The organism is Listeria sp. PSOL-1, from assembly GCF_902806445.1.
GTDB lineage: Bacteria > Bacillota > Bacilli > Lactobacillales > Listeriaceae > Listeria.
Genome location: NZ_LR760298.1, coordinates 1296964 through 1320615 on the forward strand (window position 1 = coordinate 1296964; position 23652 = coordinate 1320615).

The 23652-nt window shown below is 37.7% G+C and carries 22 protein-coding genes and 1 other annotated feature; all 22 genes read right to left on the reverse strand.

Annotated elements, in window-relative coordinates:
• Positions 1-67: 67 nt before the first annotated feature.
• The 22 genes from G6Q10_RS06305 to mraZ all read right to left on the reverse strand — a co-directional run bounded on the left by G6Q10_RS06305 (position 68) and on the right by mraZ (position 23529).
• Positions 68-1372, reverse strand: a complete 1305-nt coding sequence (locus tag G6Q10_RS06305) for a pyrimidine-nucleoside phosphorylase (RefSeq protein WP_163654332.1) — start codon at positions 1370-1372, stop codon at positions 68-70.
• A 41-nt stretch (positions 1373-1413) separates the two neighbouring features.
• The gene (deoC, locus tag G6Q10_RS06310) at positions 1414-2076 is read right to left on the reverse strand and encodes a deoxyribose-phosphate aldolase (protein WP_163654334.1); all 663 of its coding nucleotides are present in this window, start codon (positions 2074-2076) and stop codon (positions 1414-1416) included.
• A 123-nt stretch (positions 2077-2199) separates the two neighbouring features.
• Positions 2200-2400: a cold-shock protein CspD gene (gene cspD / locus G6Q10_RS06315; protein ID WP_163654336.1), complete on the reverse strand. Its 201-nt coding sequence runs from the start codon at positions 2398-2400 to the stop codon at positions 2200-2202.
• 310 nt (positions 2401-2710) lie between these two features.
• Positions 2711-3403: a phosphatase PAP2 family protein gene (locus G6Q10_RS06320; RefSeq protein ID WP_163654338.1), complete on the reverse strand. Its 693-nt coding sequence runs from the start codon at positions 3401-3403 to the stop codon at positions 2711-2713.
• Between the two features lie 10 nt (positions 3404-3413).
• Positions 3414-4403 (reverse strand): diaminopimelate epimerase, encoded by a 990-nt coding sequence (gene dapF, locus G6Q10_RS06325; protein WP_163654340.1) that lies wholly within the window; start codon positions 4401-4403, stop codon positions 3414-3416.
• Between the two features lie 140 nt (positions 4404-4543).
• Positions 4544-7309: an isoleucine--tRNA ligase gene (ileS, locus tag G6Q10_RS06330; RefSeq protein ID WP_163654341.1), complete on the reverse strand. Its 2766-nt coding sequence runs from the start codon at positions 7307-7309 to the stop codon at positions 4544-4546.
• A 51-nt stretch (positions 7310-7360) separates the two neighbouring features.
• Positions 7361-7583, reverse strand: a binding site (T-box leader).
• Positions 7580-8113 (reverse strand): DivIVA domain-containing protein, encoded by a 534-nt coding sequence (locus G6Q10_RS06335; protein ID WP_163654343.1) that lies wholly within the window; start codon positions 8111-8113, stop codon positions 7580-7582. Its footprint overlaps the feature before it by 4 nt.
• A 158-nt stretch (positions 8114-8271) precedes the next feature.
• Entirely contained in the window at positions 8272-9048 is a 777-nt protein-coding gene (locus tag G6Q10_RS06340) for a YlmH family RNA-binding protein (RefSeq protein WP_197914103.1), read from the reverse strand.
• 96 nt (positions 9049-9144) lie between these two features.
• Positions 9145-9435, reverse strand: a complete 291-nt coding sequence (locus tag G6Q10_RS06345; protein ID WP_163654348.1) for a YggT family protein — start codon at positions 9433-9435, stop codon at positions 9145-9147.
• 19 nt (positions 9436-9454) lie between these two features.
• On the reverse strand, positions 9455-9907 hold the full coding sequence (locus G6Q10_RS06350) for a cell division protein SepF (RefSeq protein ID WP_163654350.1): 453 nt from the start codon (positions 9905-9907) through the stop codon (positions 9455-9457).
• An 18-nt stretch (positions 9908-9925) separates the two neighbouring features.
• Entirely contained in the window at positions 9926-10600 is a 675-nt protein-coding gene (locus tag G6Q10_RS06355) for a YggS family pyridoxal phosphate-dependent enzyme (protein WP_163654352.1), read from the reverse strand.
• An 88-nt stretch (positions 10601-10688) separates the two neighbouring features.
• Positions 10689-11828, reverse strand: coding sequence for a cell division protein FtsZ (gene ftsZ / locus G6Q10_RS06360; protein ID WP_163654354.1), 1140 nt, complete (start codon positions 11826-11828; stop codon positions 10689-10691).
• A 50-nt stretch (positions 11829-11878) separates the two neighbouring features.
• Entirely contained in the window at positions 11879-13162 is a 1284-nt protein-coding gene (gene ftsA, locus G6Q10_RS06365) for a cell division protein FtsA (RefSeq protein ID WP_163654356.1), read from the reverse strand.
• Between the two features lie 257 nt (positions 13163-13419).
• A complete protein-coding gene (locus G6Q10_RS06370; RefSeq protein ID WP_163654358.1) occupies positions 13420-14208 on the reverse strand; it encodes a cell division protein FtsQ/DivIB in 789 nt (262 codons plus the stop codon).
• A gap of 27 nt (positions 14209-14235) precedes the next feature.
• Entirely contained in the window at positions 14236-15327 is a 1092-nt protein-coding gene (murG, locus tag G6Q10_RS06375) for an undecaprenyldiphospho-muramoylpentapeptide beta-N-acetylglucosaminyltransferase (protein ID WP_163654360.1), read from the reverse strand.
• Positions 15324-16691, reverse strand: coding sequence for a UDP-N-acetylmuramoyl-L-alanine--D-glutamate ligase (gene murD, locus G6Q10_RS06380; protein WP_163654362.1), 1368 nt, complete (start codon positions 16689-16691; stop codon positions 15324-15326). Before murD ends, murG begins: the two co-directional genes overlap by 4 nt.
• Before the next feature lie 70 nt (positions 16692-16761).
• On the reverse strand, positions 16762-17742 hold the full coding sequence (gene mraY / locus G6Q10_RS06385; RefSeq protein WP_232057794.1) for a phospho-N-acetylmuramoyl-pentapeptide-transferase: 981 nt from the start codon (positions 17740-17742) through the stop codon (positions 16762-16764).
• 81 nt (positions 17743-17823) lie between these two features.
• Complete coding sequence (locus G6Q10_RS06390; RefSeq protein ID WP_163654364.1) at positions 17824-19296, reverse strand: UDP-N-acetylmuramoyl-L-alanyl-D-glutamate--2,6-diaminopimelate ligase; 1473 nt, start codon at positions 19294-19296, stop codon at positions 17824-17826.
• Positions 19297-19513: 217 nt separating this feature from the next.
• Complete coding sequence (locus tag G6Q10_RS06395; RefSeq protein ID WP_163654366.1) at positions 19514-21781, reverse strand: penicillin-binding protein; 2268 nt, start codon at positions 21779-21781, stop codon at positions 19514-19516.
• On the reverse strand, positions 21778-22134 hold the full coding sequence (ftsL, locus tag G6Q10_RS06400) for a cell division protein FtsL (protein WP_163654368.1): 357 nt from the start codon (positions 22132-22134) through the stop codon (positions 21778-21780). Before ftsL ends, G6Q10_RS06395 begins: the two co-directional genes overlap by 4 nt.
• Positions 22135-22153: 19 nt before the next feature.
• On the reverse strand, positions 22154-23083 hold the full coding sequence (gene rsmH / locus G6Q10_RS06405; RefSeq protein WP_163654370.1) for a 16S rRNA (cytosine(1402)-N(4))-methyltransferase RsmH: 930 nt from the start codon (positions 23081-23083) through the stop codon (positions 22154-22156).
• Between the two features lie 14 nt (positions 23084-23097).
• Positions 23098-23529, reverse strand: coding sequence for a division/cell wall cluster transcriptional repressor MraZ (gene mraZ, locus G6Q10_RS06410; protein WP_163654372.1), 432 nt, complete (start codon positions 23527-23529; stop codon positions 23098-23100).
• Between the last annotated feature and the right edge of the window lie 123 nt (positions 23530-23652).

Sequence of the window (23652 nt, forward strand, 5' to 3'; positions counted from 1 at the left end):
TTATTTCGCTCGATTTATCGTAGCACCTACGCTAATCCTATTTTTTGCTGAATCGCATGGTATATTTCTATTCATTAGTAATAATTTGGTGAATTAAAGTTGGTTTTTCTGCATGATCTGCAATTTTAATGTTAGCATAAATTTTTTCCATCACTTCGCTTACATCTTTCTTATTGCTATAAATTGTAACAAGTGGATCGCCTTGTTTCACCTGTTCCCCCACTTTTTTATGAAGCATAATCCCTACTGCAAGATCAATTTCATCTTCTTTCGTTGCTCGACCAGCACCGAGCCACATCGCAGCAACGCCAATTTCATCTGCAACAATTTGCTTGATAACACCTGATGACTTGGCAGGGACGGCAATTTGAAATGCGGCTTGTGGCAACTTTTCAGGATGATCAACAACACTCGCATCTCCACCTTGATTTGTTAAAAATTCCTTAAACTTATTTAAAGCGGTACCATTTTGAATCACTTCAAGTAGTTTTTGACGTGCCCCTTCAAGTGTGGTTGCTTTTTGAGCAAGAAGAGCCATTTGACTACCAAGTGTTAAAACGAGTTCAGTTAGATCTTCTGGGCCCTCGCCTTTTAACGTAGCAATGGCTTCTTTTACTTCAAGGGCATTACCAATAGCGAAGCCAAGCGGTTGTGACATATCAGAAATCACCGCCATTGTTTTACGCCCAACGTTTGTCCCAATTCTAACCATAGCTAAAGCAAGTTCTCTCGCATCTTCTTCTGTTTTCATAAAGGCGCCTGCACCTGTCTTTACATCTAAAACAATAGCATCTGCACCAGCCGCAATTTTTTTGCTCATAATTGAACTGGCAATAAGCGGAATGGAATTAACCGTAGCAGTTACATCACGCAATGCATATAATTTTTTATCAGCAGGTGTTAAATTCCCGCTTTGCCCAACTACTGCTACCTTATCACGATTAACTAAATCAATGAATTCATTTTTTGTTAGCTCAACGTGAAAACCGGCAACAGATTCTAATTTATCAATTGTTCCTCCTGTATGCCCTAATCCACGGCCAGACATTTTAGCAACAGGAATATCAAGTGCTGCAACAAGTGGTGCCAGCACAAGCGTTGTCGTATCACCAACTCCTCCAGTTGAATGCTTATCAACTTTAATACCAGAAATGGCGGAAAGGTCAATCATATCACCAGAATGCACCATCGCCATTGTGAGATTAGCACGTTCATCATCGTTCATATCTTCAAAGTAAATGGCCATAAGCAGACTACTTACTTGATAATCAGGGATTTCTCCTTTGGTATAGCCATCAACAAAAAATTGAATTTCTTCTGTACTGAGCGCTTTGCCGTCACGTTTTTTGGCAATAATATCAATCATTCTCATTTTTTATTCGCTCCTTCTAAATGGTTGTAAACCGTTTAAAATTAATAATCGCTGTTGCTTACTTCACCCGAAATAATCGCTACTCCAGCACTTGCACCAATCCTTGTGGCTCCTGCATCTACCATTTTTAAAACATCTTCTTTTGAACGAATCCCACCTGAAGCTTTAACGCCAATATCAGGCCCAACTGTTTTTCGCATTAAAGCGATATCTTCGGTTGTCGCTCCACCTGAAGAAAAACCAGTAGACGTTTTAACAAAATGAGCACCTGCTTTTACAGCAAGTTCACAGGCAATGACTTTTTCTTCATCCGTTAGTAAACAAGTTTCAATAATCACTTTAACTAACGTTCCTTCTGCCGCCTTAACAACAGCACGGATATCTTCTTCAACAAACGGGTAGTCCCCTGCTTTTAAAGCCCCAACATTAATGACCATATCAATTTCTGTTGCCCCGTTTGAAATGGCGTCTTTCGTTTCAAAAGCTTTCACAGTTGAAGTATTTGCGCCTAAGGGAAAGCCAATAACTGTACAAACTTCCACATCCGTCCCTGCAAGCTCTTTACTAGCAAGCGCTACCCAAGTAGGGTTTATACATACAGAACAAAAATGATACTCTTTTGCCTCTTTAATTAGGGTTAGAATTTGTTCTCTCGTTGTCTCTGGTTTTAATGCAGTATGATCAATTAACTTCGCAAGTTTCACTTAAAAAACTCCTTTATATTTGATAGTATCATCATAACTTATTTCTCCATTTAAATACAAACAAAAAAGAACAGCAGCACGTGGCCTTCACTGTTCTTTTTCGCTTCATGAGAAGATGAGAAATTAAAGTTTTACAACGTTGTCAGCTTGTGGACCACGATCGCCTTCTACAATTTCAAACTCCACACTTTGTCCTTCTTCCAATGATCTGTATCCTTCGTCTTGAATAGCGCTGAAGTGTACAAATACATCGTCGCCGCCGCCTTCAACTTCAATGAAGCCAAAGCCTTTTTCAGCGTTAAACCACTTTACTCTACCTTGCATATTTTGCAAACCTCCCAAAATTTTCTTAATATGTCCTTTTAACAAAAAACTGGCAAAAATGTCTAACAACAAACTTTCCTAGATTTTCGATAAAAAAATTCACATATTATAAAAGGTATTCAAATGATAAAGCATGGATACCCTTTATAACATGTGAATTTACTTCTAAATAAGAAAACATATTTTTTTAATACCTTTATATTAACTCTTTCCTACTTTGAATGCAAGCAAAAATGTATGGCGTTTACATTTAAAATAAACATTCTCTTTTTCAGTACAAAAGTCCAAAAAAGAGAATGTTCATTATCAGTTAAACAATGCTTTTATCATTTATCCTCATTTTTTTAAGTAGCCCTTGAAGTGGTTTACGAGCGTAAAAATAAATGCCTGTTGAAAGAAAAATTGCGGCTAAACCGAACAAAAAGCCACCCAATACATCGGTTGGGTAATGTACACCAAGATAAATACGCGCATACATCATAAAAAGGATGATGACCAAACCAACAAAACCAACAACCAGCTTTAGCCATAATTGACGTATCATAAAAATAATGAACAAAGCGGCTAAGCCATAAAAGACTGTAGAAGCAGTAGCATGACCACTTGGGAAACTAAAGCCAGTCTCTGAAACCAGCCAATTTTTAGTATCTGGTCGGTTGCGTCCAATGACATGCTTCAATATGTAGTTTAGAACAACAGCGCAAAATAAAACAGTCCCGCCAAACCACAAACCAACAACAAACTTACGTAAAATAAATAAAATCACCACTAAAATAACCGTCATAATAATCACATATTCCGCTGATCCAAAATTCGTTAAAAACTTAATCACACTTGTTTTGGCAGGCTCGATATGACTGCGAATAGCATCAATCCACCTTAAATCAAACTTAGCCACCCAGTTCTTCTCAGTTGCTACTGAAAAAGCCTCGATGATGAACAAAATAAGTGCGATTCCTCCGATAGTTAGTAAAGGCATTGCTTTTTTTTGATTCGTTTTCATGAAATTCTCCTTATCTATTTTCCATTAAAAATTGTTTAACTGCTGTTTTCATTTGATCATAGGCCTCTTGTTCCTCTGTTGGGTTCATTTCAAGAAGTTCGTAGTTAAATTCTGAATCTAGTGTAATGATCCCTCGCGCAGTAAATGTCGCATTACCGATTAAAGCAAGTTTATAATGACCGGCACGATTTTGCGTAGCCGACACTCGAACGCGCCCACCATCATTATACACATCTAACTCTTTTTCTAATATATCATGATCCATGATTTTTTTTATCAGACTTGCGGCGGACATCGCTGTTCCACAAGCATTTGTAAAACCGACCCCACGCTCATACGTTCTTACAAAAATAGCATTTTTCGCTAATTTTTGGACAAAACTAACGTTAACACCATCAGGAAAATAGGGATTTTCTTGATTTAAATAATTTGCTAAGTTCTCTTGCTTCTTTGATTCTAAGACCTCTTTGGTAACAAACGTAATTAAATGTGGATTAGGTACTGCAACTGCTGAAAAAGCTAATTTTTCATCTAATTCAGGGATTGGTTGATTGATCAGTTGTTCCGCGTTATATTGAAATGGCAAAGCTTTTAAAGCAAAATATACTGGTGAAATTTCCACTTGATATGTAGGGATATGATAGCCAAGCGATTCGCTTTGTTTGACTTCAAGTACAGCTTTCATTGTTTCAATTCGAGCGCTTGTTTTCTTCGTTTTTTCTAGAAGATAACGGGCTACTGTTCGTAAACCATTCCCGCACATCGAAGCTTCAGAACCATCTGCATTAAACACACGCATTTTATTTATAGCTTCTTCTGTTGTAGCAGAGCTGATATAAAGGACTCCATCTGCCCCACTAAGCAGTCCATCTCGTTGACATAAAGAACGCGCTAATTTTCTTCGTTTATCATCATCCCAAAAAGAAATTTTATTTTCTATTTCATCAATAATAAAAAAATCATTTTGTGATCCGTGTACTTTGATAAAAGATATTTCCACAAATTCATCTCCTTACAAAACTCAGTTGCTTTATTTATTGTATCATGTTTATTTAAGTTAAATAAATGAAAAGGATTGAGTTCTGTCTGTAACAGAATTCAACCCCTTTTATTGATCGCTTCGTATTTTGTACTTACACTTTAATGATCATAATGTTTCGTTACAATATCGGCACAGCGCGCGCATAATGTTGAATGGTGTGGATCTTCGCCAACATCTTTTTTCACAGCACGACAACGTTCACAAGTTTCGCCTTCTGCAATGGAAATACTTACAGCGACATGCTCAGAAGTTACGCCATTTTCTTTAGCCAAGTCGAGCCCTTGAACCATTTCAAAATCAGAGACGATAAATAGTTGAGCTAAATCACCTTCAAGTGAATGGAACAATGCTTCTGCTTGTTCATCCACGTATAATGTGACTTTAGCAAGCATTGATTTACCAATCAATTTTTCATTACGGGCTTCTTCTAATGCTTTTTGAACGATACTACGCACATCCATGAATTGATCCCATTTTTCTTCAAGAGGTAAAGCACTGCTGTAATCAAGAACTTCTGGCAAGTCTTCTAAATGAATACTAGTTGTTTCTTCCCCGTTTAAGTGAAGCCAGATTTCATCAGCTGTATGTGGCAAAATAGGAGCAAGTAGGCGAGCCAAAACCGTCGTTGCATCATAGAAAACCGTTTGCATAGCGCGCCGATCTTTACTATTTGCTGCTTCAATATAAACAACATCTTTAGCAAAATCCATATAAAATTGGCTTAACAATTGTGTACAGAAATTGTTAATTTGATGGTAGATTGCTGCAAATTCAAATTTTTCATAGCTTGTTCTTACTTGGTCAACGAGATGGTTCAGTTTTATTTCTAAATATTGATCGACTTCACGTAAATTCTGAAAAGCAACGCGGTCCTTTGCTGGATCGAAATCGCTAATATTCCCTAACAGAAAACGCATTGTATTACGAATTTTACGATAAACTTCTGATACCTGTTTTAAAATGTCATCGCTAATTCGAACATCAGCTTGATAATCAACAGAAGCTACCCAAAGACGAACAATATCCGCGCCAAGCTGGTTGATCACCTTGCCAGGCAAAATCGTATTGCCAAGGGATTTACTCATCTTGCGCCCTTCTCCGTCTAACGCAAAACCATGACTTAAAAGATTACGATAAGGGGCCTCACCAGTAATCGCCACACTTGTTGTTAAAGAAGAATTGAACCAACCACGATATTGGTCAGATCCTTCCATATACAAATCAGCTGGGCGATTTAATTCTGGTCTTGAAGCAAGTACTGCTTGATGGCTAGACCCTGAATCAAACCACACGTCCATAATATCATTTTCTTTGGTAAACTCACCATTTGGACTAGATGGGTGTGTAAATCCTTCTGGCAATAAGTCTTTAGCCTCTCGCTCAAACCAGATATTCGAACCATTTTCACGGAAAAGATTTGAAATATGAGAGATCGTTTCATCGGTAATGATGGGCTCGCCATTTTCACCGTAAAAAATTGGTAACGGAACTCCCCAGGCGCGTTGTCTTGAAATAACCCAATCCCCTCGATCACGAATCATATTATAAAGACGCGTTTCTCCCCACGCAGGTGTCCAATTGACACTTTCAACAGCTGTTAACAAATCTTGACGGAATTTATCAATCGAAGCGAACCACTGGGCAGTTGCACGGAAAATAACGGGTTTTTTAGTACGCCAATCATGTGGATAGGAGTGTGTAATAAAATCGATCTTCAATAAAGCGCCGTTTTCTTTTAGCTTTTCAGTTACAGCTTTATTTGCATCATCGTAAAACATTCCTTCAAACCCTGGAGCTTCATCAGTCAACACGCCACGTTCATCGAGCGGGGCTAGAATTTCTAATCCATATTTTTGACCGACAATAAAGTCATCTTCCCCGTGACCAGGAGCAGTATGGACAGCCCCAGTCCCCGCATCAGCAGTTGCATGCTCCCCATTTATAACCAATGAATCCCGGTCATAAAATGGATGTTTAGTTACAACGTGTTCGAGCTCTTTACCACGAACCGTTTTCGTAACTTTTGCGCTCTCCCAACCGAGCTGTTCTTTTAAAGATGGAAGTAAACTTTCAGCAACAACGTAATCAGTGCCGTTCACCTGAGCTACCACATAGTTTAGATCAGGATTAACAGTAATGGCCATATTTGCTGGAATTGTCCATGGTGTCGTCGTCCAAATCACAATTTTTGTTCCCGGTTCTAAAACCCCTTTGCCATCTGTTACTTCAAAGGCAACATAGATGGAAGCAGACACTTTATCATGATATTCAATCTCGGCTTCTGCCAAAGCTGACTCACTGGAAGGTGACCAATACACAGGTTTTTTTCCTTTATAAATATAACCTTTTTTAGCCATTTCACCAAAAACCTTAATTTGCTCTGCCTCATAATCTGGTGTTAAAGTGATATAAGGATTTTCCCAATCCCCGGTTACACCTAAACGCTTAAAGCCAGCACGTTGAATGTCTACTTGCTTATAAGCATATTCTGCGCAACGCTCACGAAATTCCGCAACAGAAATTTCTTTTCGCTTCACACCTTTTTTTGCCAAAGCCGTTTCAATGGGAAGCCCGTGCGTATCCCATCCTGGAACATAAGGCGCTCTAAAACCAGCCATTGCTTTATAACGAACAATGAAATCTTTAATCGTTTTATTCATCGCGTGTCCCATATGAAGCTCGCCATTTGCATACGGAGGCCCATCATGTAAAATATAAGGCTTCCGTCCAGCATTTTTTTCTTGAATTTTGTGATAAAGATTTTCTTTTTCCCATTTAGCTTGCCATTCTGGTTCTTTATTTGGTAAATTCCCTCGCATTGGAAAAGCTGTTTTTGGCATGAGTAATGTGTCTTTATAATCCATTTATTTCGCTCCTTGTTTCGTTTCTTTTAAAAGTAAAAAATCTCCTCCCTAAAAAGGGACGAGATCATCGCGGTACCACCCTTGTTGGTAAATATGATTTATTTACCCCCTTAGACTCCAGTTAACGCCTAGCATACGCTACCACTTACTATTTATTTCAGTGGCAGAACTTAGAAGTGATTTCATTTACAAAAAGGTTACCGATCTCACACCATCACCAGCTCGCTTTAAACCTTTTGCTTTATAAACTACTTATCTTCGTCATCGTTTTTAATTAATCTGTTCTTTAACTTCAGCTTCTTCTATTTCTTTAATCGATGAAAGCTCAGTTGCATCTACATCGTATTCCATCAGCTTTTGCCAATCATCACTTTTGATTAAATCCATCTGTGCTTCAACAAGCAAACGTAAACGCTCGCGGAAGACTTTGGATTGGCGCTTCAAATCTTCAATTTCGATGGCAATCTTACGCGCTTTAGAAAGCGCCTCATTTAAAATACGATCAGCGTTCTTTTCTGATTCGCGTACAATGAGTTTAGCTTCTTTTTCAGCAGATTGCTTTACTTCTTCTGCTGTTGTTTGAGCAACGATCAGCGATTTATTAAGCGTTTCTTCAATATTTACAAAATGCCCTAAACGCTCTTCGTGATTATTTAAAGAATCTTCTAAACGTTTCTTTTCTTTGAGTAGCTGCTCAAGCATTTTAATAATTTCGTCAAGAAAATCGTTAACTTCATCTTCATCATAACCTCTAAAAGCACGCGAAAACTCTTTATTATGTATATCTAGTGGAGATAATGACATAATTTTACACCTCCGAAAAATTTTGGAGAAAATATATCCAGCTTCTTCCCCCGAAAAACTGTTTATTTTTACAATTAACTAAATTCCATTTTAACATAACTCTGAACTTTTTCATAGTATTCTTATACAAAAATTCTGTGCTCAAGCATGCTTTTCATTCATTTCAAATAACAAATATCCACGCGAATTTTATCTTTTTTTGTTCGCCCATTTATCTGACGCACTTTAATGCGTCCATAGCCACGAACAGATAAAATATCTTCTTCCTCGCATTCAAAATCAGGGTTGGTTGCTATCATCCAGTTTACTTTCACAAGTCCAGATTGAATGAGTTGCTTTGTTTTTTGCCTTGAAAGATTATGGCTGCTTGCTAACACTGCATCAAGTCGCATGCTACTTAACGTAATGACCTTTTCTTCCCAAACAAGACGTACTTTTAGTGCATCCGTAAGATCATGTTCTTCAAGCCTTACACTGACTTTGCCAATTTTCTCAAGCTGCCCTATGATATACTGCTTCATCTCAGCTGCAACAAAAAACTGCCAAACCTCTCCAAAATTCATAATATCGCCAAATAGCTCGCGTTTTATTCCAAGCGATAATAACGCGCCGAGGATGTGCTGATGCGTAAGCGTACTAAATTTTACTGGATAACGAATTTGAAATAAGGCAATATCAAAATCAGCGTGCGCTGGCGTATAATAATCTGGGTAAATGAAAGCTCGCTTTCGTTCAGTTGTGTCATTCCCACCAAAGAAATCGACTTTTAACTGCGGATAGCCACCAATAACCGTTTGCAAAATAAAACATTGCCTTGGATCTAAAAAATGCGTTAATCTTGGCGCATATTCATCTTGAACATTTATTGCTAAACTAACTACCTGATCAATAAAAGGATATTCTTCTGTCCGAAAATGCTGATAAATCCCGTCCATCATTTTTCTCCCTTTCAACTCTATATTTTTTATTATAACATAAATGAAAAAAGTTATGCAGATGCTAAAGGCAAATACATAACTCTCATTTTTTGGTTAAAATAACATGGGTACGACATAACGATAAATCAATGTAGTCAGTACCGACATCGCATATTGAAAGACGATAAATGCGACAAGTGAAGAAATATCAAACATCCCAATCGGCGGGATGATCTTTCTAAATGGTTCAAGTATTGGTTCAAAAATTCTGCTCAAAAAATAACCAATTTTTGATTCTCTGGCTCCTGGAAACCAACTCATTAAGAAGTAAATAAACATCACTGTAGGTAAATAACGAATAATCAGTAAAACGACATTTACCAGATGATAAAGAAATATTGTCAAATTGGTTGCACCTCTCGCTTTAGAATAAGTCTTGTCCTTCTAGCATTTCTGAAATAGAGCCATCCACTTCCACATTTTCTGGTGTGCAAAGGAAAATGTTATTCCCAACACGTTGAATATCTCCACCTAAAGCATATACAGTACCACTCAAAAAGTCAACGATACGAATGGCTTGATCGTGATTGACACGCTGTAAATTCACGACGAGTGTTTTATATTCCTTCAAATGATCAGCTAGCTCTTGTGCTTCAGCATATACTCGTGGCTCAACAAGCACCATTTTACTAGAATACTGTGCGCCTTGCATACTTACTACCTTCTGCTCAGGCTCTTTTACAGTTTGGAGGCGACTTTGTTCTTTTTTATTTTTTTTCATTGTTGGTTGCTCTTTTCTTATAGGTTCTTCTTCATAATATTCATCGCCTTCTTCATCTAAGAAGAAAAAAGTTTTAAACTTATTGGTTAATCCCATCTTAGTTCCCTCCATTTACTAATCATTAACTAAAGCTCTTCCAATTCGAATAGATGTCGCACCTTCTTCTATCGCAATGGGATAATCATTGGTCATCCCCATTGAAAGTTCATGACACGGGACATGAGGTAACTTCAAAGCTTCAATTTCAAGCTGTACTTGTTTTAAATCCCGAAATACTTGGTGCAGCTCCTTTTGATCTTGTGTAAAAGGCGCCATTGCCATCAGACCTACAATTTCAATGTGCTGAAAAGAAAATGTCTTAACAAATTGGATGGCTGCTTCTTTTGTAAATCCATGCTTTTTTTCCTCGCCAGAAATATTTATTTCGAGGAAACATTTTATTTTTGTTGTTGCACGTTTTTCAATCTCTTTTGCTAGGGAAAGGCGATCTAATGAATGTAAATAATCTATTTTTGTTAAAATATCTTTTACCTTACGCGTTTGTAAAGTTCCAATAAAATGCCAAGTAATGTCCTTTTTAGCAGCTAAAAAAGCTGTTTTTGCTAAAAAGCTATCCGTGCGATTTTCACCAAAATCACGAAGGCCTAGCTGATATAACTCTTCCATCTCCAAAGCATCAATTGTTTTGGTGACTGCAATTAGTTTAATATCAGTAGCCTTACGTTTGCTCGTGCGACAGGCCATTTGGATCTTTTTTTCGATCTTTTGTAAATTCATTTCTTTTGTCACTCGTTATCACCTTTTTTAAGTCATTCCCTATTTTTTTAAGACAAAACGGAGCATCTGCTTATTTAGGCTAGGCGATTACTCCTTATGATCAACCGCGACGATTGCGGTTTCTGATAAATGCGGGAACATCAACATCGTGATTATTTTGCGCTTGTTCGTTTACTTTTTCTTGATGAGCTGGTTTTTGTTCTTCTGTTTGCGCATAATTTGGGCGATTGACTTGGATTTGTGGATTTTGTCTACGCGAATTTGCATCTTGTTTTTGGGCTTGTTTTGCTTCGTCAAATCCTGTTGCAATAACAGTAACAATGATCTCATCTTTTAACTCGTCATTAATGACTGAACCAAAAATCATATTTACTTCTTCATCTGAAGCACCAGATACGATACTAGCTGCCTCTTGTACTTCATATAAGCTCAAATTAGAACCACCAGTGATATTCATCAAAACGCCTTTTGCTCCGTCAATTGTCGTCTCAAGAAGCGGTGAAGAAATGGCTTTTTTCGCAGCTTCAGCCGCACGATTTTCACCAGTAGCAATACCGATCCCCATCAGCGCAGAACCGCGATTTGTCATGATTGTTTTAACATCGGCAAAATCCAAATTAATCAAACCTGGAACGGCAATTAAGTCAGAAATCCCTTGTACACCTTGGCGAAGAACATTATCTGCTTCGCGGAAGGCTTCAAGCATTGGTGTATTTTTATCAACAATCTCAAGCAGACGATTATTTGGAATAGTGATTAAGGTGTCAACAGATTCCTTCATGTTGTCTGTTCCAACGCCTGCTTGTTTAGAACGCTTTGGTCCTTCAAAAGTAAATGGTCGAGTGACAACACCGACTGTTAAGGCACCTAGTTCTTTTGCGATAGAAGCAATAACCGGTGCAGCTCCAGTTCCTGTTCCTCCGCCCATTCCTGCAGTGACAAAAACCATATCCGCACCTTTTAGGGCTTCTTCAATTTGTTCACGGCTTTCTTCAGCAGCTTTTTTCCCAATTTCTGGAACTGCTCCTGCGCCTAAACCACGTGTTAATTTTGTACCGATTTGCAACTTTGTTTCTGCTTTAGCTAAATTTAAAGCTTGTGCGTCAGTGTTAACTGAAATAAATTCTACGCCTTGCACGCCATGCTCAATCATTCGGTTTACAGCATTATTCCCGCCACCACCGACACCAATTACTTTAATTGTCGCTAAGCTTTCAGAACTCATGTCAAATTCTAACATACTTACTTCCTCCTAATTACATACCGTTTTTATATTTTAAGTCGATCTAGCTATTCAAAAAATGCACCAAAGAATTTTTTCACTTTTGCAGTGACTTTTTCATCATCTGCTTTTTTAGCTTTAGGCTGTTTGGGTGCTCTAGACTCTACTTCTGAATCGTCATATGAAGTTGCTTCAGCTCCTGTACTAAGATTTCTACCTTCTATTTCAGCAAGCTGGTAAACGTACTTGATTAAACCAACAGCTGTTGTATAAGAAGGATCACGAACACCAATATAGTCCGGCATAGCAAGGCGAACATGCGCACCAAGTGTCTTTGCAGCTACATCAACAGCACCAGGGATAGCCATTGCCCCGCCAGTTAATACGAATCCTCCTGGCAAATGCCTGATATTAGCTTGTTCTAATTCTTGCATAACTAATTGAAAAATTTCTTCCATGCGCGCTTCGATCATATCAGCTATTTCCACTTGTGTAAAATGTTGCACCTGATCTGAGCCAATAACATCCGTTGCAAAAACTTCATCAGGCGATGCATCATCATAAAAAGCATAGCCATGTTCTAATTTTACTTTTTCAGCGTTTGTAGTCGATGTATTGAGACCAAGCGAAAGGTCCTTGGTAACATTATCCCCGCCAACTGGAATGGTTGAGGTATAGATAAGCTTACCATTTTGAAAAGCACTGATTGTGGTTGTTCCAGCACCTACGTTAATTAAAGCTGTCCCAAAATCCTTGTCATCATCTGTCATTGAAATCGCAGCTTCAGCAAGCGGTTCTATCGCAATTTCAGTAATTTCAAGGCCTGCACGCTCAACACATCTTAATGTATTATGTAAAATTGTTTTTGAACCTGTAATCAAAGTTCCTTCCATTTCTAGACGTACGCCAATCATTCCATGAGGATCTGTTATCCCATCAAGGCCATCAACAACAAATTGTTCAGGAATAATACTGATGATCTCACGTTCTGGGCTAAGCGGAACGACTTGAGCTGCATCCATTACATTCCAGATATCCTCGTCCCCAATTTCCTTATTTTCACTGTTCACAGCTACAATGCCCCGACACGGTTCAAGCGTGACCTGACTTGAAGAAATCCCAACAATGACCTGAGAAATTTCTACGCCAACCATACGTTCAGCTTGGACAATTGCTTTTTTTATAGAATCCACAGTTTTATCGATATCAATGATAATTCCTTTTTTTACTCCTTGCGACTTAACATTTCCCACACCGATAATATTGAGCTGATCATCTGCCATCTCAGCAATAATGACTTTTATTGCCGACGTTCCTATGTCTAAACTTACATAGATTTCACTATCTCCCATTTATCGGCACCTCCTTTATCCATTTTCAAATTAGCCTATTCTGTTCTATTTTATCAGTTTTCATCCTGAATCTATGCAAAACACAAACATTCTTTCTTCTTTAGGTGCCAGCGTAAATCATCTACATTATGATATTGTCAAATTCACTTATTTACAGTCTACACTAAGAATACGTGTAATTAAAGCACAAAGAATAATTTTTAACAACTTTTTAGAATTATTTCACAAAAGGCAAACGTACGTTCTTTTCTATAGCATTACTTCTTTTTTTCCTGCTCTTTATTTTCTTGATTTTGTTTGTAATAGCTTTGGAAATATGAGCCTACCTCTAAGTCAATCGTACCTTTTTGTCCAGGCTTTAATTGGCCAACAATTGACGGGTAATATTTCATCTTTTCAGCAAAAGAAGAAATAGTAGCAGAAACTTTATTCCCGTCATTCATGTAAAGTAAAATGCGCTCCTTATCATTTTTTTCTGGTTGTAAATGGATTTCTGAAATAGCTTGTTTCACATCTTCTGGTAGTTGTTTCAATTCTTTCACCATCGCTTTAAGCGTTTCACCATTTTTAAAACCCACGAAAATCATTTGATTCCCAATTGGAAACTTGCGTGCACGCGAATTCATTAAATAGCCATTTTCTAAAATATCATAGTATAAAGCGCCTTTTTGCTGATAGCCGATCGTATTGTTTTCAGTAATATTAATCTGATAATGATTAATCCCTTCTTTTTTGACTTCAGCTTTTTTAATTAACTTATTTTTTTGTAATGTTTGACTTACTTTCTTATTGTTAATGGCGAAAACAAATTGCTTTTCTTTGATACCACTTTCTGCGCGAACTTCATTTTCTGTCAATTGTTTTGTTCCATTAACATAAATGCCGCCCACTTTACTAAAAGGCGATAAGAAATACAATGTAATCAAAATTAAAATAGCAAAGAAACCGATTAAAATGGCAAGATGGCGAACGAGCTTTTTTTTGCGATATTTCCTTAATTCCGGGATGCGCTTTTCGATGGAAACGATCTTTTTATTTTCAGCCATATTATTCGGACCTTCTTTCTATTTTACCTATTTCATAATACTGAGAGCCACTTTAACTAAATCTTTTGCAGCATCTGGTCGACCCAAAGCTTTTGCACGAAACTGCATATCGTGTAATCGTTCTTTATTTCCAATAATAGCATCAATTTCAGCTAATAAATTAATCGTTGGTAGCGCTTTTTCAGTAATAACAACAGCCGCACCTTTTTTTTCCAGTGAACGAGCATTATTTTCTTGATGATTGGCGGTGACATACGGACTTGGGATTAGAATGCTAGGAACACCAAGTGCTGTTAATTCAGCAAGCGTTGTTGCCCCTGCGCGTGAAACAACAAGTGTCACTGCATTAAGAACTTTTGGCATATCGTAAACAAACGGCTGAATACTGACACGATGATCTAAATTTAAACGAGAAGCCTTTTCCTTTACTTGATCATAATGAGCTTCACCTGTCACATAGAGCAATTGATAATCACGATGATGCCATCCAGCTAGGGCTCTCTCAACCGCCTCATTTAAACCTCGTGCCCCCCTACTTCCACCAAAAATCAGCACGGTTTCTTTATCTTCTTCTAAATTATATTCGCTAAGAACACCTGATGGATCTACTGAAACAACTTCAGATGCACGCGGATTCCCAGTAAAGACGATTTTTTCTGAAGCAAATGAATCGCTAACTTCTTCAAAACAAATGGCTATTTTTTTAACATAACGACTTAAAAAACGATTTGTAAGACCAGCTACACTATTTTGTTCATGAATCAAAGTTGGAATGCCTAGTTTGGCAGCAGAGTATACGACAGGGCCACAAACATATCCTCCCGTTCCAACAACGACATCTGGTTGGAATTCACGCAAGATTTTTTTGCATTTTTTCGTCCCTGTAAAAAAACGCTGCATCGTTCTGATGTTTTCAAACGAGAGCTTTCTTTTAAAGCCGGTAATTTCAATCGCTTCAAATGGGATGCCTGCCCGCGTAACAATATCAGCTTCAAGACCCTTTGTTGTCCCAATATAAAGGAACTCCGCTTCTTTATATTGCTTTTTAAATTCACGGATAAAAGCTAAAGCAGGATAGATATGCCCACCTGTTCCACCACCACTAACAACTACTTTCATTTTTCCACCTCTTCAGCTAGCTGATTAATTGCTTCGATAAAAGCATTTCCTCGTACTTCAAAAGTTCGGTACTGATCCCAGCTAGCACAAGCAGGTGAGAGTAAAATAATGTCTCCTGAATCTGAAAGTTGATAAGAAAGCGGAACAGCTGCTTCAACATCTTTGACATAATGGACCATAACCCCAGCTTCTTTCCCCACATGTGCAATTTTTTCAGCTGTTTCACCAAATACAATTAGCGCTTTGACATGTCTTAAAAATGGTCTTAGCTCATCAAAGTCATTTCCGCGATCAAGCCCTCCAGCAAGAAGAATAACTGGAGCTTTAAAACCTTTTAAAGCACTTTGTGTTGCTAAAATGTTCGTTGCCTTTGAATCGTTATAAAACGTTCGCCCATTTAATTCCGTAACGAGCTGTGTTCGGTGTGGTACTCCTTTAAATGTTTTTAATACATTTACAATGGCTTCATTTGTAACACCAATCAATTTGGCTGTCGCAATGGCTGCTAAAATATTTTCCAGATTGTGATTTCCTGGTAATAAAATATCATCCCGTTGACCAATCACTTCATCATTAAACATTAGCTGGCCATTCTTCACGTAGCTTCCTTTCCCTAATCGTTGGGTCGTTGAAAACGGAATGATTTTCGCCTTTGTTTTTTTCGTTAAACTTTTTAATTCATCTTGATCCCAATTGATGACAAGAAAATCATCAGCTGTTTGGTTTTTCTGGATGTTCCATTTAGCAGAAACATACTCATTACGCGTTTTATGGTAGTCAAGGTGCGCTTCATAAATATTCGTAATAACCGAAATGTGCGGATGAAAAGTTTCGACACCCATCAGTTGAAATGATGAAAGCTCCATTGTAATATATTGATCATTTGTTGCATTTTCGGCGACTGTAGAAGCTGGAAATCCAATATTACCCGCAAGAAGTGATTGTCCTTCTTTCATTTCATTCAGCATCTGATGAATGATTGTTGTTGTTGTCGTTTTCCCATTTGTTCCAGTAATCCCAATAATCGGTGCTTCCGAAATTTGATAAGCTAGCTCTACTTCTGTAATAACAGGAATCTTGAGCTGCAAGGCTTTTTCGATCATCGGATTATCATAGGGAATCCCCGGATTTTTAACAACTAACTCAAAACCTTCATCTAAAAGTTCAATCGGATGGCTACCACATACAACTTTAATCCCTTGTTCTAGCAATCCCTGTGCTTCTGGATTTTCACTAAATGGCAAGCGATCATTGACTGTGACAAAGGCACCTAATTTATGTAATAATCCTGCTGCTGAAACCCCACTTTTAGCTAGACCAAGGACAAGTATTTTTTTATGGTAATAAAGTTCAATATTTTTCATTTTATTGTTCCCCTAACTAAATTTAATAAAAACGGTTAGAATGATCAAAAGCATCAGCTACACGGTTTAGTTAACTCGATAAAACAACCCAAAAAACAGCACCAATACCTGTAATTAAGCCAACGCTCCAAAATAAAAGCACAACGCTCCACTCACTTAATCCAGAAAGTTCAAAGTGATGATGAATGGGTGCCATTTTAAAAAGCCGTTTTCCCCCCGTAGCTTTAAAATAAAGAACTTGTAAAATAACAGAAGCTGTTTCAATAACAAATACAAGCCCCACTAACAACAGTAGCCATTCTTGCTTTAATAAAAGCGATACAGCTGCAAGAGCTCCCCCAAGTGCAAGTGATCCTGTATCTCCCATGAAAATTTTTGCTGGATTTTTATTAAAAACAAGAAAAGCAAGCATTCCCCCAACAACCGCAAAGCAAAATAAAGCAATCGCTTGTTGATTTTGATAAACCGCAATGATCCCAAAAACAGCAAATGAAATACTAGCTAAACCAGAAACGAGACCATCAAGGCCATCTGTTAAATTGACAGCATTTGAAAAGCCAACTAACCAGAATAAAACAAATAAGATAAAAAAGTAGCCTAAGTTGACTTGAATAGCAGTAAATGGAATGTTAATTGTATTTGGATAACCCGCCAACAGGTAGCCAATATAAAAACAAACGGAAATCGCTACTTGCCCGAGAAATTTTTGTTTTGATGTTAAACCAAGATTGCGCTTTTTCACAACTTTAATGTAATCATCAGCAAAACCTAGGAATCCAAAAAAGACAAGTGCAAGTAGTAAAAGCCAGGTAGCAGCTGTAAACATTCCACCAGCAAATGAAATAAGAAAATAACTTAATACAATCGCTATTAAGTAAACGACGGCCCCCATTGTTGGTGTTCCGGATTTTTTTTCATGCAGTTTTGGCCCTTCTTCGCGAATGCTTTGCCCGAATTTTAATTTAACTAAAAAAGGAATAAACAGCGGTACACCAATCACAGTAATAATAAAGGCAATCGCAAATGCTGATACGAACATGTATAATGACACAATATCTCTCCTAACTTTTTAAATAAATCAATTTTTACTTACGATAAAACTATTATAACATTTAGTTCTAACCAAATGTTGTTATTCCAAAGTCTGCTTTTTTAAAATGGCTTCTTTAGCCACAACTCGATCATCAAAATTGATTTTTTCCGTGCCAATGATTTGATAATCTTCATGCCCTTTTCCCGCAATTAAAACCACATCGCCGTGCTTCGCTTCACGAATAGCGTATTCAATCGCTTCACGTCTCTCCTTGCGCACAATATAAGAATTATCTGGTACGCCAGCTATCATATCATCAATAATCGTTCGTGGATTTTCCGTACGAGGATTGTCAGAAGTAAAAATTGGATCTGTCGCATATTTTACAGCAATCTGAGCCATCTTAGGACGTTTCCCCTTATCACGATCCCCACCACAACCTACAACAACAAAAATTCGTCCGTTAGCAAATTCTTTCACTGTTTCAAGCACATTCAATAGACCATCTGGCGTATGCGCATAATCAACAATAACTGGAAAATCCTGTCCGGCATGTACAAGTTCAAAGCGACCAGCCACACCTTTTATTTTACTCAAAGATTGCATCGCTTGATCGATATCTTTCTTGAGTACAAAAGCAGTCGCTAAAGCAGCTAAAATATTATAAATACTAAACTTACCAATCATCTGCGCGTGCATATTTTTTTTACCAACTGGTGTCAAAAGTTCAAATGTAGAGCCCTCTCCTGTGGTGCGAATATTCACAGCTCTAAAATCCGCATCAGAATCAACCGCATAAGTAACAATAGGCGCACTCGTTGCTCTTTGCATCGTTTTTGAAACAGGATCATCCGCATTTAAAACGGCATATTTAGGGTGAACCTCTTGATAACGATTGCCAAGTTGCGCAAAAAGCAGGCTCTTCGCGTAAGCATATTCTTCCATTGTTTGATGATAATCTAAGTGATCCTGCGATAGATTAGTAAAAACAGCTACATCATAATCACTACCATACACTCGACTTTGAACAAGCGCATGTGATGAAACTTCCATAACACTACTTGTCACCTTTTTATCAAGCATTTCGCGAAATGTTTTTTGTAAAGTCAAACTATCCGGCGTTGTATTTTTTGTATGATAAATCTCGCCAGCAATTTTGCGATACATTGTTCCAATTAAACCGGTGATTTCACCACTATCTACCAAAATTTGTTCCACTAGATGGCTAACAGTTGTTTTCCCATTTGTGCCTGTAATGCCAACTAATGTCATCTTCTGGCTTGGTTGATTATAAAAGCGATCTGCTAGAATGGCCATCACACGCTTTGTATCACGAACAATTAGAACAGGCGCAGAAACATCTACTGGTCTTTCTGCAAGGATTAATGCTGCCCCATTTTTAGCTGCTTGTTCAGCAAACTGATGGCCATCCACAACTTCTCCGTCAATACAAATAAAAAGTGTTCCTGCTGTTACTAGCCTACTATCTTGTTCAATCTTGCTAATTTCCATTTCAAGATTAACCTTTCCGTAATAAAGCGGTAATGCCTTAAGCAAATCTTTTAATTTCACAACGATTACATCTCCTCTAAGTTTATTTTACAAGCAGGTTGTTTTTGCTAAAATAAAGAAGCTAAATAAAGATCCTTTTCTATCTTAGCAAAAACAACGGTTGATTTTCAAAGGTTAATTATAAATGAAATAAACCGATATCAAGCGTCACACTTGCAAAACAAAGCTTAAAACAAGACGCCTTCACTCGGTTTATTTCATTTATATTTCGCAAAAATTACCCACCACCAGTTAGTAAATCGCCTAATCCTTGATTTTCTTGAATATCTGTATCACGTTTGTTTTTTTCGACATCATTGCTATCTTTATTTTGATTAAAAATAGCTAGTTCTTCTGGCTCTCCTAATTCAATAGCCATTTTAGTGCTCGTGTTCATCACTGTTCCAGCTGAAACGCTTTGTTTCGCGACATAGCCACTTCCTTTAAAAGTAAATGGGATGCCGGTGATCTCTGAGACTTTAAGGACATCATCTTTTGGCCAATTCATCATATTTGGGACCGTCATTTCACCGTCCGTCATGAGAATCACGCGTTGATTTTGTAAAACCTTACTATTTTCAGCTGGAAGTTGCTGAACAATTTTCTTTCCACTTCCGATAATAATCGGCGTCAGATCCTGTTTTTCAATGGCTTTTTTAGCCTCATCAACTGTTTTGGATGTTACTTTAGGCACGTCTTTTGTTGCCAATTTTTTTTGCTCTGTAGGCTTAATATTCATATACTGCAAACTATTTTTCATTACTGGATTAAAAACATCCGCAACCGCTTGCCCACCTGTTTCACTTCCGTTTAGTTTAGGCTGTTGCATCGTGACATACATAACAATCTCTGGATCATCTGCTGGTGCCATCCCCATGAAAGAAAAAATATAATTATCTGAGCCTGTCATATATTTTCCTGTTTTAGGATCAGGAATTTGTGATGTTCCTGTTTTCCCAGCTACTTTATAGCCTGGGAGAGCATACAGCTTACCAGTTCCATGCTCCCCGCTAACAACCTTTTCCAACTCTGCTCGCGTCTTTTTCGCTGTTTCCGCCGAGATGGGTTCACCAGTTGTTTTCGGTGCTGTTTTTGTTTCTTTATTTGTATTTGGATCTTTAATAGAAGAAACAACGTATGGAAGTTTCATTTTACCATCGCTTGCAATGGCAGATGCTCCTTGCAACATTTGCATCATCGAAACCGTTGTTCCTTGTCCAAAAACTGTTGTTACTTTTTCAACAGGATACTTATACAAGATTCTTCCACTAGCTTCATTTGGAAGTCGAATCCCTGTTTTTTGACCAAAACCAAACTTACTTAAATAATCTTTAAATTTGTCGGTCCCCATCTTGTTAAGCAACTTCGCAAAAGCAACGTTACTTGAGCGCTCTACTCCTTCTTCAAACGGGATCGATCCCCAACCCACGCCATTATTGTGGTCATGAATAGAAATGTCCCCTACTTTATAAATCCCTGATTGATAATATTCTTTCGGATTGTAGACACCTAAGCTAATGGCAGAAGCTAGAGAAAAGATTTTCATAACAGAACCAGGTTCATAAGCGGATTCTACAGGTAAATCTTGCCAAACACCAGCTGAACTGTTATTTAAACCAGACCGGTCCGCTGGGTTAAAGGATGGTCTTTGGCTTAACGCTAAGATTTCACCCGTTTTGGGATTCATCACAACAGCCATCATATTTGCTGGCTGATATTTTGCATTCGCCGCAGTCATTGTATCCTCTAGGAATGTCTGAATCTTTTTGTCGATCGTAAGCTTAATATCGCTACCGTCTTTTGCCTTGGTGACATTTTTTTTGGCATTAGGTAAAATATAACCAGAACTATCCGTGTTAAAGTTAACTTTGCCATTTTTCCCCGCAAGAATATGGTCGTAGCTTTTTTCAAGCCCCATTTTTCCAGAAAGAGAAATTTCACCATTTTTCTTTTCTTCTTGCTGAGCAAAGCCAATTAACTGTGTCGCAAAAGTTCCATTTGGGTAAAAACGCTGTGGTGTTTTAGTGAAAAGTAAACCCTGTAATTTTGCTTGATCAATTTTATTTTTGGTTTCAATCGAAATATTTTTACCAGCTTTACCAAATTCTACCTGATAAACGTCTTTTTTATTTAATTTTTTTAGAATTTCTGATTGGCTCATTGAAATATTTTTTGCTAAAACTTCTGCTGTTTTTTCTTTGTCTTTAACATACATTGGATTTTTCTTGCCATCTTGTGTCTTATTAGCAACGACTGCAGCTAACGTATAAGTGGTCGTATCCTCTGCAATCACTGCACCTTTTTGATCCAAAATTGAACCTCGTTTTGCTTCAATTACTTCACTGTTTCTGTGTTGTTTAGCTGCTTCTGCTGCTAGAGGCTGCCCATTTGCATAGCCGGTAATTTGTAAATAAAGAAAACGGCCAGTTACAATCAAGAAAAGTGCGGCAAAAAAACTAAAAAGTACAAGTGCCCCTCTCCTCATGTTTCCTATACGCCGTTTCACTTGCCACCCACTACTTTCACGTTATTTTCGTTAAGTTTTAAACCTTTTTCTTTTGCTTTTTTTAAGATTCTTTCATATTTGCTAAGGTCTTTCACCTGCGTGTTTAATTCACTGTTTTGTTTCTGTTGGTCAGTAACTTTTGCTTCACTTGCTTGAATATCCTTATTTACATTATACATAGATGCTTGCATGCCAATAATTTGGAATGCTAAGAAAGCAATAACTAGAGCTGCTACTACGATAATTATTTTTTCTCCTAATGTTACTTGACCACGTTTTAAAATTTGTTTTTTTGGCTTTTCGGTATGTATTTGCTCTCTTTCCAAATGACTTTTGTAGGCAACATTGCTCATACTTATCAACTCCTACTTCTTAAATTCGTTCAATCACTCGTAATTTCGCTGAACGTGCGCGATTATTTGCTTTAATTTCAGCTTCATTTGGGATAATGGGCTTTTTTACAGCCAATCTATAATCAGGCTTGTATTCGTCAGGTATAATTGGAAGACCTATAGGAACTTCAGGACCCGTACACGCTTCTTTAAAAAGCTGCTTTGTAATCCGATCCTCAAGCGAATGAAAAGTAATCACGCTGATTCGTCCACCATGCGTTAATAAAGTAAGCGCCTGCTGTAAAGAAGTCTCAACAGCTCCTAATTCGTCATTTACAGCAATCCGTACTGCTTGAAAAACTCTTTTAGCAGGATGTCCTCCTTTTCTTCTAGCTGGTGCTGGAATCGCTTGTTTAATCACCTCAACAAGCTCCAGGGTCGTGTTGATCGGTGCCACCTGTCTTTGTTTTTCAATCGCACGTGCGACTTGTTTAGAAAACTTTTCTTCTCCGTAACGGAAGAATATTTTCACTAAATCTTGGTAACTCCATTCATTAATCACTTCTTTCGCTGTTAACTCACTCGTCTGATCCATTCGCATATCAAGCGGTGCATCATTATGGTAGCTAAATCCGCGGAGAGTGACATCTAGTTGTGGTGAAGAAACACCTAAATCATAAAGAATTCCATCCACCTTAGTTATGCCACGCGCCTCTAGTTCACTCTTTATATTACGAAAATTTGCTTTAATAAACGTGACATTTTGTGTTTTTGAATCGAGCACAATTTCTGCATTTTGTAGTGCTGTCATATCTTGATCAAACGCATAGACGTGTCCATTTTTTAATTTTGAAAGTAAGTAACTTGTATGTCCTGCTCCACCAAGCGTGCAGTCAACATAAATCCCATCTTCTTTTACATTAAGCATATCCACTGTTTCATGTAAAAGTACAGTTTCATGGTTAAACATCAACTTCCTCCTCCTTAAATATTGAAATCAATCATGTTTTCAGCAATCTCGGAGAAAGACTCTTCCGCTTCTTCAAACACGATTCCCCACTCTGTTTCACTCCAAATTTCAATACGATTCGAAACACCAATAATGACTGTTTCTTTTTCAAGGTCGGCATATTTCGCTAAATTAGATGGAATGTTGATCCGTCCTTGTTTATCTAGTTCGCATTCTGAAGCACCTGAGAAGAAGAAACGCGTAAAAGAACGAGCATCCTTTTTAGTTAGTGGTAAAGTCTGGAGCTTTGCTTCTAGTTTTGCCCACTCTGAACGTGGATAAGCAAATAAACACTTATCAAGTCCCCGTGTTACAACAAAGTTTTCTCCTAATAGTTCACGGAATTTAGCTGGCACGATTAAGCGGCCCTTTATATCAATGTTATGCCGATATTCACCCATGAACATTAGACTTCCCCCACTTTCTTACTTCCCACTTTACCACATCTCCCCACTTTGTACCACTTAAAACTATAAATTTGTTTAAAAAGTTCTATTTTCACTTTTAAAAATAGCTATATTTATTGTTAT

Excerpts from the sequence above, each read along its gene's own strand:
- ftsZ (WP_163654354.1), bottom strand. The coding sequence starts at position 11,828 with ATGTTAGAATTTGACATGAGTTCTGAAAGCTTAGCGACAATTAAAGTA.
- murG (WP_163654360.1), bottom strand. The coding sequence starts at position 15,327 with ATGAAAGTAGTTGTTAGTGGTGGTGGAACAGGTGGGCATATCTATCCT.
- rsmH (WP_163654370.1), bottom strand. The coding sequence starts at position 23,083 with ATGTTTAACCATGAAACTGTACTTTTACATGAAACAGTGGATATGCTT.
- cspD (WP_163654336.1), bottom strand. The coding sequence starts at position 2,400 with ATGCAAGGTAGAGTAAAGTGGTTTAACGCTGAAAAAGGCTTTGGCTTC.
- G6Q10_RS06320 (WP_163654338.1), bottom strand. The coding sequence starts at position 3,403 with ATGAAAACGAATCAAAAAAAAGCAATGCCTTTACTAACTATCGGAGGA.
- mraZ (WP_163654372.1), bottom strand. The coding sequence starts at position 23,529 with ATGTTCATGGGTGAATATCGGCATAACATTGATATAAAGGGCCGCTTA.
- ftsA (WP_163654356.1), bottom strand. The coding sequence starts at position 13,162 with ATGGGAGATAGTGAAATCTATGTAAGTTTAGACATAGGAACGTCGGCA.
- G6Q10_RS06370 (WP_163654358.1), bottom strand. The coding sequence starts at position 14,208 with ATGGCTGAAAATAAAAAGATCGTTTCCATCGAAAAGCGCATCCCGGAA.
- G6Q10_RS06340 (WP_197914103.1), bottom strand. The coding sequence starts at position 9,048 with ATGGACGGGATTTATCAGCATTTTCGGACAGAAGAATATCCTTTTATT.
- G6Q10_RS06350 (WP_163654350.1), bottom strand. The coding sequence starts at position 9,907 with ATGGGATTAACCAATAAGTTTAAAACTTTTTTCTTCTTAGATGAAGAA.
- G6Q10_RS06305 (WP_163654332.1), bottom strand. The coding sequence starts at position 1,372 with ATGAGAATGATTGATATTATTGCCAAAAAACGTGACGGCAAAGCGCTC.
- ftsL (WP_163654368.1), bottom strand. The coding sequence starts at position 22,134 with ATGAGCAATGTTGCCTACAAAAGTCATTTGGAAAGAGAGCAAATACAT.
- ileS (WP_163654341.1), bottom strand. The coding sequence starts at position 7,309 with ATGGATTATAAAGACACATTACTCATGCCAAAAACAGCTTTTCCAATG.
- murD (WP_163654362.1), bottom strand. The coding sequence starts at position 16,691 with ATGAAAAATATTGAACTTTATTACCATAAAAAAATACTTGTCCTTGGT.
- G6Q10_RS06335 (WP_163654343.1), bottom strand. The coding sequence starts at position 8,113 with ATGTCATTATCTCCACTAGATATACATAATAAAGAGTTTTCGCGTGCT.